Origin of the sequence: Duganella sp. 1224 (assembly GCF_013408245.1) — a bacterium.
Classification (GTDB): Bacteria; Pseudomonadota; Gammaproteobacteria; order Burkholderiales; family Burkholderiaceae_D; genus Rugamonas.
Genome location: NZ_JACBYS010000001.1, coordinates 1,359,805 through 1,374,280, shown reverse-complemented (window position 1 = coordinate 1,374,280; position 14,476 = coordinate 1,359,805). Strand labels below are relative to the sequence as shown.

General features: G+C 68.5%; 9 protein-coding genes. All 9 read left to right on the top strand.

The features are described 5' to 3' along the window. Positions 1–9 precede the first annotated feature (9 nt). The 9 genes from tssH to tagF are packed head-to-tail and all read left to right on the top strand — an operon-like array spanning position 10 to position 14,454. Positions 10–2,667: a type VI secretion system ATPase TssH gene (gene tssH / locus FHW58_RS06190; protein WP_179672161.1), complete on the top strand. Its 2,658-nt coding sequence runs from the start codon at positions 10–12 to the stop codon at positions 2,665–2,667. A 3-nt stretch (positions 2,668–2,670) separates the two neighbouring features. Continuing rightward, on the top strand, positions 2,671–3,162 hold the full coding sequence (locus tag FHW58_RS06185) for a GNAT family N-acetyltransferase (RefSeq protein ID WP_179672160.1): 492 nt from the start codon (positions 2,671–2,673) through the stop codon (positions 3,160–3,162). Further along, complete coding sequence (locus FHW58_RS06180; RefSeq protein WP_179672159.1) at positions 3,159–3,863, top strand: hypothetical protein; 705 nt, start codon at positions 3,159–3,161, stop codon at positions 3,861–3,863. The genes FHW58_RS06185 and FHW58_RS06180 overlap by 4 nt, the downstream gene beginning before the upstream one ends. Then, positions 3,851–5,833, top strand: coding sequence for a type VI secretion system tip protein VgrG (locus FHW58_RS06175; RefSeq protein WP_218892630.1), 1,983 nt, complete (start codon positions 3,851–3,853; stop codon positions 5,831–5,833). Before FHW58_RS06180 ends, FHW58_RS06175 begins: the two co-directional genes overlap by 13 nt. A gap of 13 nt (positions 5,834–5,846) precedes the next feature. Then, on the top strand, positions 5,847–7,706 hold the full coding sequence (gene tagH, locus FHW58_RS06170; RefSeq protein WP_179672158.1) for a type VI secretion system-associated FHA domain protein TagH: 1,860 nt from the start codon (positions 5,847–5,849) through the stop codon (positions 7,704–7,706). Between the two features lie 13 nt (positions 7,707–7,719). Continuing rightward, positions 7,720–9,054 carry a type VI secretion system baseplate subunit TssK gene (gene tssK / locus FHW58_RS06165; RefSeq protein WP_179672156.1) on the top strand — a complete coding sequence of 445 codons (1,335 nt, stop codon included), beginning with the start codon at positions 7,720–7,722 and terminating at the stop codon, positions 9,052–9,054. Between the two features lie 3 nt (positions 9,055–9,057). Beyond that, positions 9,058–10,347 (top strand): type IVB secretion system protein IcmH/DotU, encoded by a 1,290-nt coding sequence (gene icmH / locus FHW58_RS06160; RefSeq protein ID WP_179672155.1) that lies wholly within the window; start codon positions 9,058–9,060, stop codon positions 10,345–10,347. 13 nt (positions 10,348–10,360) lie between these two features. Continuing rightward, a complete protein-coding gene (gene tssM, locus FHW58_RS06155) occupies positions 10,361–13,870 on the top strand; it encodes a type VI secretion system membrane subunit TssM (protein ID WP_179672154.1) in 3,510 nt (1,169 codons plus the stop codon). Further along, positions 13,852–14,454 carry a type VI secretion system-associated protein TagF gene (gene tagF, locus FHW58_RS06150; protein WP_218892629.1) on the top strand — a complete coding sequence of 201 codons (603 nt, stop codon included), beginning with the start codon at positions 13,852–13,854 and terminating at the stop codon, positions 14,452–14,454. Before tssM ends, tagF begins: the two co-directional genes overlap by 19 nt. The last annotated feature ends 22 nt before the right edge of the window (positions 14,455–14,476 follow it).

The following is a 14,476-nucleotide window of genomic DNA, read 5'->3' as shown; positions in this document are numbered from 1 at the left end:
GAATCTGGAATGGCCGACATCAGCCGTGTTGCCCTGTTTGGCAAATTAAACAGCCTGTGCTATCAGGCGATGGAAAGCAGCACCGTCTTCTGCAAACTGCGCGGCAATCCATATGTGGAACTGGTGCACTGGCTGCATCAGTTGCTGCAATTGCAGGACAGCGACCTGTTGCGCATCGTCCGCTATTACGACATCGATCCGGCGCTGCTGGCGCGCGACCTGACGGCGGCGCTGGACCGGCTGCCGCGCGGCGCCACGGCCATCACCGACCTCTCGCCGCAGCTGGAGGAATGCGTGGAACGCGCCTGGGTCTACGCGACGCTGATGTTTGGCGAATCGCAGCTGCGCTCCGGCCATCTGGTCATTGGTCTGCTGAAGACGCCCGGCCTGCGCAATGTGCTGGGCGGCCTGTCGCGCGAGTTCGGCAAGATCCGCATTGACGACCTGACCGGGCAGTTCTCCACCGTGTTGCAAGGCTCGCCGGAGCACGGCCTGCGCGCCACCGACGGCTACCAGGCCGACGCGCCAGGCGAGGCGTCCGCCGCATTGCCGCCGGCGGCCGGCCAGCAGCAGGCGCTGGAACAGTTCACCACCGACCTGACCGCGCAGGCGCGCGAGGGCAAGATGGATCCGATCGTCGGGCGCGATGATGAAATCCGCCAGGTCATCGACATCCTGATGCGCCGCCGCCAGAATAATCCGCTGCTGGTGGGCGAGGCGGGCGTGGGCAAGACGGCGGTGGTGGAGGGGCTGGCGCAGCGCATCGTGCGCGGTGACGTGCCGCCGGCGCTGCAAGCGGTGCAGTTGCTGGTGCTGGACGTGGGGCTGCTGCAGGCCGGCGCCAGCATGAAGGGCGAGTTCGAACAGCGCCTGCGCGCGGTCATCGACGCTGTGCAGGGCAGCGCCAGGCCGATTATCCTGTTCATCGACGAGACGCACACGCTGGTGGGCGCCGGCGGCGCGGCCGGCACCGGCGACGCCGCCAACCTGCTCAAGCCGGCGCTGGCGCGAGGCATGCTGCGCACCGTTGGCGCCACCACCTTCGCGGAGTACAAGAAACACATCGAAAAGGACCCGGCGCTGAGCCGCCGCTTCCAGACCGTGCAGGTCGACCAGCCGGACGAGGCGCGCGCGCTGCTGATGCTGCGCGGCGTGGCTGCCACCATGGAGCGGCACCATCGGGTCGACATTCTGGATGAGGCGCTGGAGGCGGCCGTGCGGCTGTCGCATCGCTATATTCCCGCGCGCCAGTTGCCGGACAAGGCGGTCAGCCTGCTGGACACGGCCTGCGCCCGCGTGGCGGTCAGCCTGCATGCGACGCCGGCGCCGGTGGACAACAGCCGCCGCCGCATCGAAGCGCTGGAAACCGAGCTGGCCATCCTGGCCAACGAAACCGCGATCGGCATCGAGACGGCGCCGCGCGTCGAGCAGACCGAACGCCAATTGGTGACCGCGCGCCTACAACTGGGCGAGCTGGAACTGCGCTGGAACGGGGAGCGCGAGCTGGTGCAGCGCATCGTCGCCCTGCGCCGCCAACTGCGCGCCGACGCGGCTGACGCGGTCGACCGCAACGAGGCGCTGACGCAGCTGCGCGCGCTGCAAGCGGAACTGGCCGGGTACCAGGGCGAAGCGCCGCTGATGCTGGCCACCGTCGACCAGCAGGCCGTCGCCGCCGTGGTGCAGGACTGGACCGGCATCCCGGTTGGCCGCATGGTGCGCGACGAAATCGACAACGTGCTGCAACTGGCCGACACGCTGTCCCGCCGCATCATCGGCCAGCGCCACGCGCTGGACATGATCGCCCGCCGCATCCAGACCGCGCGCGCCGGCCTGGATAATCCGGGCAAGCCGGTCGGCGTCTTCCTGCTGGCCGGCACCTCCGGCGTCGGCAAGACCGAAACCGCGCTGGCCCTGGCTGAAATCCTGTATGGCGGCGAGCAAAACATCATCACCATCAACATGAGCGAATACCAGGAAGCACACAGCGTCTCGTCGCTCAAGGGCGCGCCGCCGGGTTACGTCGGCTACGGCGAAGGCGGGGTGCTGACCGAAGCCGTGCGCCGCCGCCCGTACAGCGTGGTGCTGCTGGACGAAGTGGAAAAAGCCCACCCGGACGTGCACGAACTATTCTTCCAGGTCTTCGACAAAGGCTGGATGGAAGACGGCGAAGGCCGCGTCATCGACTTCCGCAACACGCTGATCCTGCTGACCACCAACGCCGGCACCGACCTGATCACCCGAATGTGCGCCAACCGTGCCCACCCACCGGCGCCGGACGCCATCGCCGCCGCGCTGCGCACGCCGCTACTGCAAGTGTTCCCGCCGGCGCTGCTGGGCCGCGTGGTGACGATCCCATATTACCCGCTCAGCGACGACATGCTGGGCGCCATCATCCGCCTGCAACTGGACCGCATCGCCCGCCGCGTCAGCGAGCAGCACAAGATCCCGTTCACCTACAGCGACGCCGTAGTGGCGCTGATCGCCAGCCGCTGCACCGAACTGGAAAGCGGCGGCCGGATGATCGACGCCATTCTGACCAACACGCTGCTGCCCGCCGTCAGCGGCGAATTCCTGCGCCGTCTGCTGGCGGGCACGCCGGCCAGACAGGTCGCGGTCGACGTGCGCGCCGGCGACTTCAGCTACCAATTCGACGCCATCGAGGAGTGAGCGATGCCCACCGTTTTTACCTGCGAACAAGTGGAACAGGCCGACTTCCGCATCCACTATGTCGATGCCTGCATGCTGGGCGACTCCACCGACCAGCAGAAAGTGCTGTCCAATATCTGGATGCTGACCGAGCGCCGCGGCGCCACCGGCAACGGCGAGACCGTAGTGTATTTCACCGCCTTCAATCCGGAGCGGGAGCCGGTGGCCTTGCTGGTCATGGCCAACAACAACGGCAGTTGGGTGATTGAAGACCTGTTTTCCGGCCAGGCGGGTGCCGGCAGCGCACTGGCGCGCTTCGCCATGCAATGGGCGATCCGCGACTACGGCGCCACCGCCAATCGGGAAATCACGCTGACTTCGCTGAATGCCACCTCTTGCGCGTTCTGGCAGAAAATGGGATTCAGCATGCGCAACCCACTCGACAGGGGACATGGCCTGATGATTTATCGCGTGCCAAACAGCCGTCCCGCCACGCCAGCCGGAACCAGCGCATGACCGCCGTCGCTCAATTCCTGGCCGACGCACCGCAATTCCTGCGCAATAATCACGTGCAGTTCAAGGGACAGAGTCCGCCAACCGCAGGGCGTTACTGGTTTTTGCTGATTCCGGTGCAGAGCGGCGCGCGCCGGCGGCTTGGCGTGTTTCTCGGCAAATCAATCGGCAAGGCGGACGCCGGCGCCTACGAAATCCGCTACCGCGACGCCAGCATGCTGTCCGCCGACGCCCGCCGCGACGGCATGGAATTCGAGGCGCAATGGAGCGGCTATCTGGCCGGGGGCAAGGCGCAATGCGCGCTGGACAGCTCCGGTCCGGGCATCATGCTGACGCCGGAACTGACCGGCTGCGCGATCGCCTTTGCCGCCACGCCGGACGGACGAGCGCGCTTCAGCCATTACAACTTGAAGGACGGCAGCCGCACGCTCGATGGCGCCGGCATGGTGAGCGCGGCGCGCGACGACTACGCCGGCAACCGGTTCGGCGTGCTTACCAAGGAACACTACTACGGCAAGAGCACGGCGGACATGCGCGAAGGCGGCGCCGCCAGTGTCCGTCCGCATGCGCGCGCCAGCGCCAATATCATCGGCTGGCGCAAGGGCGGCCAGTGGACATTCTGGAGCCAGTACACCGACATGAAAGGCCAGGTGCGGCAAATTCTCGACGTGCGGCAATTGGCGCCCGGCGCGTGGACGGGCTGACGGCGATGGCGACCACCCAGAACCAGCGTCAGATCGCGGTCACCTGCGTGCTCGGGCCGGACGTGCTGCTGCTGCGCCGCATGCGCGGCAGCGAGGCCTTGTCGCAGCTGAGCGAATACCAGCTTGACCTGTACAGCGAACGGGCCGACCTGCAGATCGACGAGCTGCTGGCCACATCGGCCACGATTAGCGTCGACCTGCCGCACGGCGGGCAGCGCTATTTCAGCGGCCTGATTACGCGCTTTGCGCTGACCGGCCGCCAAGGCCGTTACAGCACGTATCAGGCCACGGTGCGGCCATGGCTGTGGTTCCTCACGCGCGCGTCGGACTGCCGCATTTTCCAGGAGCGCAGTGTGCCCGACATCGTCAAGACGGTGTTTGCTGCCTACGCGATTGCCGATGTGGACACCTCGGGCCTGAGCGGCAATTATCAGCCCTTGCCGTACTGCGTGCAGTACCGCGAGACGGACTTCAATTTCGTCAGCCGCTTGCTGGAGAGCGAGGGCATCTATTACTACTTCCGCAGCGGGGCCGGCCGTCACACCATGGTGCTGGCGGACTCCTACGGCGCCCACAGCGCCGCGCCGGGCTATGCCAGCTTGCTGTACATGCCGGCCGCCGACCATGCGATGCGCGAGAGCGAGGTGGTGTACGAGTGGTCGATGGATGGTGAAATCGAGCCGGGTGTGCGGACGCTGCAGGATTTCGATTTCGAGAAGCCGTCGGCCAATCTGCTGGTCAAGTCAACCGTTACGCGCGCTTACGCGCAGTCGCGTCACGAGCTGTATGACTATCCGGGCAATTACACCGAACGCGCCGCCGGCGAGACGCGTGCGCGTGTGCAGCTGGAGTCGCGCCATGTCAGTTATCAGCGTGTGCGCGGCGCAACGCGGGCGCGCGGACTGTATCCGGGCTGCCTGTTCCGGCTGACCGAACACCAGCGGGGCGACCAGAACCGCGAGTTCCTGGTGACCAGTGCGGTCTACACCTTGTCATCGGACAGTTACGAGCCAGTGCGGCCGTCCGAGCCGGAGCCGGTGTTGAGTTGCAGCTTTGGCGCGCTATCGAGCCAGACCGAGTATCGGCCGGCCAGCACGGCGCGCAAACCGGTGGTGCGCGGACCGCAGACCGCCATCGTGGTCGGCAAGGCCGGCGAGGAGATCTGGACCGACCAGTATGGCCGCATCAAGGTGCAGTTTCACTGGGATCGGCTGGGGCAGGAGGACGAGGCCAGTTCGTGCTGGGTGCGGGTGGCGCAGGGCTGGGCCGGCAAGCGCTGGGGCGCGCTGTTTGTGCCGCGCATCGGGCAGGAGGTGGTGGTCAGTTTTCTGGAGGGCGATCCGGATCGGCCGCTGGTGACGGGCAGTGTCTACAACGCCGAGCAGATGCCGCCGTATCCGCTGCCGGCGCAGGCCACGCGGTCGGCGATACGCAGCAATTCGTCGATTGGCGGTGGCGCGTACAACGAGCTGCGGTTTGAGGACAAGCGGGGGGCGGAGCAGTTGTATCTGCATGCCGGCCGCGACCTGGAGCAGCGGGTGCGCCAGGATGCGCTGGCGTGGATGGGGCGTGATCGCCATCTCAAAGTGGGCCGCGACAGCCATGAGCAGGTTGGCGGCGACCGCCACCTGACCGTGGAGGGCGACCGGCGCGAGGCCACGCGCGGCTCGTTGTCGCATGCGGTCAGTCAGAACCTGCTGCTGCAAAGCGGCTTGAAGGCGGCGCTGCATGGCCAGACGGTACACATCAAGGCTGGCATGAATGTGGTGATCGAGGCGGGCGCCAGTATCACGCTGAAGGCGGGGGCTTCGTTTCTGACAATCGGCCCGGCGCTGATTGTCGCGTCCAGTATGCCGTTGCCGATGCCGCAGGCGGCGCTGGCGGCCGATGCCGCGGTGCTGGCGGCAACAATTGTGCCGCCACCGCCGCCGCCTGTCGCGCCGCAAGAGGCGGATCCTGGAAATCAATAAGCGAGGGACTGTTATGAGTATCACTTATCCACGGCTGGTGTTGCGCGGCCAGAGTTATCGTCAGCAGGCCCTGGCCGGCGCGCTGGAGGCGTCGTTTGACATCGGCGGCGGTACGCTGGGACGGGGAGCGGGCAATCAGCTGGTGCTGGAGGATCCGGGCAAGTACATCTCGCGCAGCCATGCGGCGGTGACGTGGCGCGATGGGCGGTTTTATCTGGCGGATGTGGGGGCCAATCCGACCATCGTCAACGACCAGCCGTTGGGGACCGGCGCGCAGATTGCGCTGGCCGATGGCGATTGCCTGGTGATCGGCGATTATGTGTTGCTTGCAGCGATAGAGATGCAGCCGCCCGCTGCCGTCGAATCCGATGCCACCATGCTTGTGCCACCGCGCGCGCCGCTGCCGCTGCCGCCTTCACAACCGGCGCCGCTGTCGCCGATTGCATCGATTGAACCGATTCAGGCGACCGAGCCGATTGCGCCGCTGCTGGCGCCGCCCACGTCGGCGAGGTCGCCGTCGGTCAGCCCCTCGTCGGTCAGCCTGCCGACTGTCAGCCTGCCATCGGCCAGCATGCCGTCGGACGCGCTATCGTCGGCACGCATTCTGGACAGCCGCCATGACGGCGCCGACATGCATGATCCGCTTGGCCTGAACCTGTTTGGCGACCTCACGCCAGCACACGGCAGCGGAGCAGGGCAGTCAGCCGCGCCGCGCTATCGTGGCGCCGAGGCCGATCATCTATCGCCAGAATGGCAAGCCTTCACCATGCCGCCGGCATATGCGGCGCCGACTCCCGCCCTCACGCCAACATTCGCGCCCGACCGCTCACCAGGCGCCGGCGCCCGGCCGGCAGCCTCGGCATCCACAGCGATTCCCGCCGACTACGACCCGCTGGCCGACTTCTTGCCATCCGCGCCGTCAGCATCTCCAGCCGTTGCGACCATGGCCGCCGCCGCACGTCCCCCCGCACCGTCGCCCACGCGCGCACCAGCGTCCGCGCCCGAACCGACGGCCGCACTCGCGCCCGCACCAGCACGAGCACTCGCGCCCGCACCAGCACGAGCGCCCGCGCCCGCACCAGCATCGGCGGACGCACCAGCATCAGCGGACGCACCAGCATCGGCGTACGCAGCCGCCCCGGCGCACGCGCTGGCCCGACCGGCGGCGCCGCCAGCAGCCGCCCCAGCGCCCGCGATGCTGGACGCTCACATCGCACCCAGCACACCGCTGCCGCCCACCGCTGCCGGCGCCAGCGAGCTCTCCATCCTGCAAGCCCTGCTGGAAGGCCTGGGACTCCCCAACCTGCACACCAACCGTGCCCCCGACGCCCTGGCCCGCGAACTCGGCCAGATGCTGCGCGCGGCCACCGCCGGCACCATGGAAGTGCTGATGGCCCGCGCCCTCACCAAGCGCGAAAGCCATATCGACATGACCATGATCGTCCCGCGCGCCAACAACCCGCTGAAATTCTTCCCCGACGTCGACACCGCGCTGACCCAGATGCTGGGCGCCCAGATCCCCGGCTACCTGCCGCCGGTCGACGCCATCAAAGGCGCCTACGACGACCTCAAAGCCCACGAACTGGCCGTCATCGCCGGCATGCGCGCCGCACTGGCCGCCGTGGTCCAGCGCTTCGATCCGGCCCGCATCGAACAACGCTTGAGCGACCCCGGCCGCATCGACAAACTGCTGCCCGCCGCCCGCAAGGCGCGTCTGTGGGACCGCCTGGTGCAATCCTACGGCGAACTGGCGCGCGACGCCGACGAAGACCTGCAACGCCTGTTCGGCGAAAAATTCTCGCTGGCCTACGAACAGCAAGTCGCCAGACTGCGTGAACAACGCGCCAGCGACCCCACCTCCACCCTGATCTGAACGAGACCCACCCATGTCATGGAATAGTAAAGTCATCTGGTCCGAAGGCATGCTGCTGCAACCCCAGCACTTGCAGCAGCATGACCGCTACCTGCAATCCCAGCTGGACGCCCGCAGCAGCCCGCTGCGTCCCTACGCCTGGGGCGTGTCGAAGCTGGAAATCGACCAGCAGCAACTGGCGCTGGGCAAGCTGGCGATCCAGTCCCTCAGCGCCATCCTGCCCGATGGCACCGCCGTCGGCCTGCCGGTGGAAGACGAACCGCCACCACCACTGGAAATCCCGGCCGACGCGCGCGACGTCACCGTTGTGCTGGCCCTGCCGGTTCGCCGCCACGGCCTGCCCGAAGTCGACGACCGCCCCAGCCACGACAACTTCGCCCGCCACCGCAGCGCCGAATACGAAGCCTGGGACAGCAATGGCCTCGACAACAGCGCCGTCATGAGCATCGGCAAGCTACGCCTGCGGCTGGCCCTGGAAAGCGAGGTCGCCGATGCCTACACCACGCTCGGCGTGGCCCGCATCGTCGAACGCCGCGCCGACCGCCAGGTGGTGCTGGACACCAGCTATTGCCCGCCGGCCCTGCAGGTCGGCGCCGCCGCGCCGCTGGCCAACTTTGTCGATGAGCTGCTGGGACTGCTGACCCAGCGCGGCGACGCGCTGGCCGCGCGGCTGGCGCAGCCCGGCGCCAACGGCGCGGCCGAAATCGCCGACTTCCTGCTGCTGCAACTGCTCAACCGTAGCCAGCCGCTGATCGCCCACCTGGCCGCCACGCGCAGCCTGCATCCGGAAGCACTGTATCGCGTGCTGGCGCCGCTGGCCGGCGAACTGGCCACCTTCACCCAGGCCGACAAGCGCGCGCCGTCCTACCCGCCATACCGTCACGACGCGCTGGCGGCCAGCTTCGCGCCGCTGATGCTGGACCTGCGCCGCGCGCTGTCGGCCGTGCTGGACGCGCGCGCGGTGCACATCCCGCTGGAACAGCGCCAGTTCGGCATCCGCGTGGCGGTGCTGCCGGACCAGGAACTGCTGCGCTCGGCGAATTTCGTGCTGGCGGTGCAAGCGCAAATGCCGCCCGAGGCGGTGCGAACCAGCTTCCCGCCGCAAGTGAAGATGGGCTCGGTGGAAACGATCCGCGACCTGGTCAACCTGCAACTACCCGGCATCGTGCTGCGGCCGCTGCCGGTGGCGCCGCGCCAGCTGCCGTTCCTGGCCGGCTATACCTATTTCGAACTGGACCGCGGCAGCGACTACTGGCAACAACTGCGCAACTCGGCCGGCTTCGCCATGCATGTCGCCGGCGAATTCCCCGGCCTGCAACTGCAATTCTGGGCCATCCGCCAACAATAAACCATGAACAATCTCTCTCTCGACGCCGACCCGGACCGTACCGTGCTGATGCCCACGCCGGGCGGCCGCAAGCCTACCGCGCCACCGCCGGTACCGCCCGTCACGCGCAGTGGCGACGCCGTGGAGCTACACGGCAACGGCCTCAATCCGCTGGTGCGCGCCGCCAACACCTTGCTGGACCTGGTGGTGCCGCTGCGCTTCGTCACCACGCCGCCGGACATGGAACTGCTGCGCACCCGGTTGACGCAGGAGATGCGTGCCTTCGAAGCCGCCGCCCGCGCCGCCCATGCCGACGCCGAAACCGTCGCCGCCGCGCGCTACGCGCTGTGCACCTTCCTCGATGAGACCATCGCCAGCACGCCATGGGGCGGCGGCGTGTGGAACAGCCGCAGCCTGCTGGTGGCATTCCACAACGAAGCCTGGGGCGGCGAAAAATTCTTCCTCATCCTGCAGCGCCTGAGCCAGGATGCGCGTGCCCATCTGGATGTGCTGGAGCTGATGTACCTGTGCCTGTCGCTCGGCATGGAAGGGCGCTACCGCGTGCTGGACCGGGGACAGGATCAGCTGGCGACCTTGCGCCAGCGGCTGTTGTTGCTGATCCAGCAGCAGCGCGGTCAATACGAGGCCGACCTGTCGCCGCACTGGCGCAGCAGCGTGCCGGCGCAGCCGGCGTTGCGGCGCGTGCCGCTGTGGGTGATGGCGGCCGTGGCCGGCGCGCTGCTGCTGGTGCTGCAGTTGAGCTATAGCTGGCTGTTGAACCGCGGTTCGGATCCGGTATTTGCCCAGCTCGGCGCTCTGCGGCTGGCCTCGCCCCGCGCCGTCGCCGCGCCAGCCTCGGCGGGGCCGGCGCCTGTGCGCATGGCGCGTTTCCTGGCGCCGGAAATCGCCGAAGGCCTGGTCAGCGTGACCGACACCGCCGACCGCTCCACCGTCACCCTGCGCGGCGACGGCGTGTTCGCCTCCGGCAGCGCCGACGTATTGCGCAAGGTGGAGCCGGTGCTGATCCGCATCGGCGACGCCTTGCGCACGGTGCCGGGCAAAGTGCTGGTGGTCGGCCACACGGACAACACCAAGCCGGCGCTGTCGGCGCGGCTCGGATCCAACTATGACCTGTCGATCGCCCGCGCGCGCAGCGTGGCCGCGTTGCTGGCCGACCGCTCCGGTCCCGCCAGCCGCTACACCAGCGAGGGGCGCGGCGACACCGAGCCGGTGGTCCCCAACGACAGCGAGGCCCACCGCGCCCGCAACCGCCGCGTCGAAATAGTCGTCCTGACGCCGCCGCAGCCACAATGACGGAACAACGCCTATGAAGAAATTAATCGACTGGCTGCTGAAGCCTGGGGTATTGCTGACGATCGGCCTGCTGTTAATGGCCTTGCTGATCTGGGTGGAGGGGCCGCTGCTGGCGTTTGACGGCAAGGAACCGCTGGCCAGCGCCGCCGCGCGCTGGACGCTGATCCTGCTGATGCTGGGCACGGTCGCCGCATGGCGGCTGTGGCGGCTGTACCAGGCCCGCCGCGGCAATCAGCAACTGGCCGCCGCCGTCAGCGCACCGGCGCCGGGCGCGGCGGAGTCCGCCGCCGAAGTCTCGCTGCTGGGCGAACGTATGCGGGAAGCGCTGGCCGTGCTGCGCAAAGCCTATCCGGGCTGGAAAATGCGCGGCAACTATCTGTACCAGCTGCCCTGGTACATGTTTGTAGGCGCGCCCGGCAGCGGCAAGACGACCGCGCTGACGCACTCCGGCCTGCAATTTCCGCTGGCCGACACAATAGGCGCGGGCGCCATCGGGGGCGTTGGCGGCACCCGCAACTGCGATTGGTGGTTTACCGACGAAGCCGTGCTGCTCGACACCGCTGGGCGCTACACCACGCAGGACAGCCACGCCGAGGCCGACAAAGCCGCCTGGACCGGCTTCCTCGGCCTGCTAAAGAAATACCGCCGCCGCCGTCCCGTCAACGGCGTTATCGTCGCCATCAGCGTGGCGGATCTGTTGCAGCAGGGGGAAGCGGGACGGCAAACGCAGGCGCAAGCCATCCGCGCCCGCATCGAGGAGCTGCATGAGCAACTGGGCCTGGCGCTGCCGGTCTACGTGGTGGTCACCAAGAGCGACCTGCTGGCAGGATTTGCCGAGTTCTTCGAGCCGATGGGCCGCGACGAACGTGCCCAGGTCTGGGGCATGACGTTTGCGCTGGCCGCCGACGGCTCGCCGGCCGCCGCCCTGGCCGCGTTCCCGGGTGAATTCGCCGCGCTGGAAAAGCAGTTGCAAGCACGCGTGCTGGAGCGCATGCAGCAGGAGCGCGACTTGCAGCGCCGTGCCTTGCTATACCGCTTCCCGCAGCAGTTTGCCGGCATCGGCGAGGTGCTGGGACGCTTCCTGCATACGGCCTTCGAGGCCAACCGCTACAAGCAGCCGGCGCTACTGCGCGGCGTGTATTTCACCAGCGGCACGCAGGAAGGCAGTCCGATCGACCGGGTCATGGCGGCGCTCGCGTCCAGCTTTGGCCTGGGCCGCAAGGTCCTGACGGCTGGCGCCGGCAGTGGTCGCAGCTATTTCATCACGCGGCTGCTGCGGGAAGTGATTTTCAAGGAGGCAGGCCTGGCGGGGCCGGGCCAGGCCGCCGAGCGGCGCCATCGATGGCTGGCGTGGGCCGGCATGGCCGCCGCCGGTGTGCTGGCGCTGTTGCTGGCGCTCGCGCTGACCGTCAGCTATGGCCGCAACCAGCGCCTGATCGCGCAATCCGCGACGGCGGCGGCCGATTTGCGCCAGCTGGCTGCCGCCACGCCGGCCAACGGCAACGCACTGGCCGTGCTGCCCTTGCTGAACGCGGCCCGCGCGTTGCCGGCCGGTTACGCCGAGCGTGACGACAGCGTACCGTGGCTGAACCGCATGAGCTTGTATCAGGGCGCCAAGCTGGGCGATGGCGCCATCGCCGCCTATCAGCGGCTGTTGCGCAGCACGCTGCTGCCGCGCATCGTCGCCAGCATGGAAGATGCGCTGCGCCGTGGCGACGCCAACAATCAGGACTTCCTGTACGAAACGCTGCGCGTCTACCTGATGCTGGGCGATCATCGTCACCTGGATGCGGCGTCGGTGCAGGCATGGGTGGAATTCGACTGGCGCGGCGGCCTGCCGGAAGCCACCGAGGCGCAACGCCAGCAACTGCTGGCGCACACGGCGGCCTTGCTGGAGTCGGCGGACGAGGCCGAGCCGGTGGCGCTGGACGCGGCGCTGGTGGCACAGGTCCGGTTGACGCTGGCCAGCATGCCGCTGCCGCAACGCATGTACAACCGCCTGAAGCGGCAGGCCGGCACGACGCGGCTGCCGGCCTTCAGCGTCAACGGCGCGCTGGGACGGGACGGCTCCGGCGTGTTTGCCCGCAGCAGCAGCGCGCCGCTGTCGCGCGGCATCAGCGGCCTGTACACAGTGGCGGGTTACCGCCAGGTGGCCGATCTGGCCTGGCAAGCGGTGGCTGACGTCGCGAGGGACAACTGGGTGCTGGACCGGCAGGAAGCCAGCACCGCCGCCAGCGGCCTCGACCAGATGAAGGCGGCGGTGCTGCAACTGTATTTTGCCGACTATATCAGCCAGTGGGACGCCTTCCTGGGCGATCTGCGGCTGGTGCCGTTGAACAGCCTCGATCAGGCGGCGCAGGTGGCCAACGTACTGGCGGGCGCCGACTCACCGCTGCGCGCGCTGCTGCAGGCGGCTGCCCGCGAGACCACGCTGGAAGGCGTGCGGCCGGGCGCCGCTTCCGCCACGGTGGACAAACTGGTGCGCGACAAGTTCAACGCCGCGCGCAAGCAACTGGCCGCCGCGCTGGGTACGGAAGAGGCGGCCCCGGCCGAGGCGGCGCCCCTGCATCCGGTCGACCAGCACTTCGCCGCGCTGCACCGGCTGGCCACCGGCGCCGCGCCCACGCCGCTGGACCAGACCCTGGCCCTGATCAAGGATGCGGCGCTGTACTTCGACGCCGCCGACAGCGCCCGCCGCAGCGGCGCACCGGCGCCGGCCGCCGATGCCCTGACGCGGCTCAAGCGCGGCGCCGACGGCCAACCCGCGCCGCTGCAAACCCTGCTACAGAACATCGACAACGCCGGCAGCGGCCTGGCCCAGGGCAGCGAGCGCGCGCGCCTCAACGCCTTGTGGGCCAGCAGCGCGCAATTTTGCCGCGATGCCATCGCCGGTCGCTACCCGCTGGTGCGCGCCAGCCAGCGCGACGCCACGGCCGACGATTTCGGCAAGTTCTTCGCGCCCGGCGGCTTGATGGACGACTTTTTCACCCGCAACCTGGCGCCCATGGTGGACATGAGCGGCCCGCAATGGCGCTGGCGCGGCAACGGCGGACCGGCCGGCATCTCGCAGGACGCGTTGGACCAGTTCCAGCGCGGCGCGAAGCTGCGCGACATGTGGTTTGCCGCCGGCGCCCGCCAGCCGTCGCTGCGCTTCGACCTGAAACTGCTGAACGCCGATCCCGCCCTGTCACAGCTGACGCTGGACGTGGACGGCCAGCCGTTGAGTCTGCAATCCGGCCAGCCGGCGCGCGCCGTGGCGATGCAGCTGCCAAGCGGCAAGGGCAATGGCCAGGTGCGGTTTGAGGCCAGCCCAGCGCTGCGGGGCGACTGGCACACCGAAGGGCCCTGGGCGTGGCTGCACCTGCTGGACCGCGCCACCGTCGAGCCGCTGCAGGGCGAACACTTCCGCCTGAACTTCGCGCTGGACGGCCATCCGGCCGTCTACGAGCTGACCGCCAGCAGTGTCATCAATCCATTCCGGCGCGAGGCGATGGAGCAGTTCCGTTGCCCGGCCACGCTATGAGCGAGGCGCCCGGCTATTTCGGCAAGGTCGCCACGCAGGGCGACTTTGTCAGGCGCCGCCTGCCGGCCGATTTTGTCCGGGGATGGGACGACTGGCTGCAGGCCGGCATGTTGCATAGCCAGCAGCAGCTGGGCGAGCGCTGGCTGGCGGTGTACCTGAACTGTCCGGTGTGGCGCTTTGCGCTGGCGCCCGGCGTGTGCGGGGCGGCGGCCATGGCCGGCGTGATGCTGCCGGGCGTGGACCGCGTCGGCCGCTACTTCCCGCTGACGGTGGCCGCGCCGATGGCGGCGGGCCAACCGATGCGGGCCGAACTGTTCAAGCGCGCCGACGGCTGGTTTACCACCGTCGAACAACTGGCGCTGAGCAGCCTCGAAGGCGGTTTTTCGCTGGAAGGCCTGGATGCGGCGCTGGCGGTGTTGGCGCCGCAGCACCGCGCGCCCCGTTGTGCCGACGTGATGCGCGGACGGGCGCTGTTCTGGACCGCTGGCGCCATGCCGCCGGCCGAAGTCAGCTGCGTCGGCACGGCGCTGCCGACGCCGGCGGTGTTCTGCGAGATGTTGTCCGCGATGGGCCAGCTGGCCTGATTATCCAACCAAAACAGAGGGG

Bases quoted from the DNA above. Each gene is read 5' to 3' on its own strand.
- tssH (WP_179672161.1), top strand. From the start codon at position 10: ATGGCCGACATCAGCCGTGTTGCCCTGTTTGGCAAATTAAACAGCCTG.
- FHW58_RS06185 (WP_179672160.1), top strand. From the start codon at position 2,671: ATGCCCACCGTTTTTACCTGCGAACAAGTGGAACAGGCCGACTTCCGC.
- FHW58_RS06180 (WP_179672159.1), top strand. From the start codon at position 3,159: ATGACCGCCGTCGCTCAATTCCTGGCCGACGCACCGCAATTCCTGCGC.
- tagH (WP_179672158.1), top strand. From the start codon at position 5,847: ATGAGTATCACTTATCCACGGCTGGTGTTGCGCGGCCAGAGTTATCGT.
- tssK (WP_179672156.1), top strand. From the start codon at position 7,720: ATGTCATGGAATAGTAAAGTCATCTGGTCCGAAGGCATGCTGCTGCAA.
- icmH (WP_179672155.1), top strand. From the start codon at position 9,058: ATGAACAATCTCTCTCTCGACGCCGACCCGGACCGTACCGTGCTGATG.
- tssM (WP_179672154.1), top strand. From the start codon at position 10,361: ATGAAGAAATTAATCGACTGGCTGCTGAAGCCTGGGGTATTGCTGACG.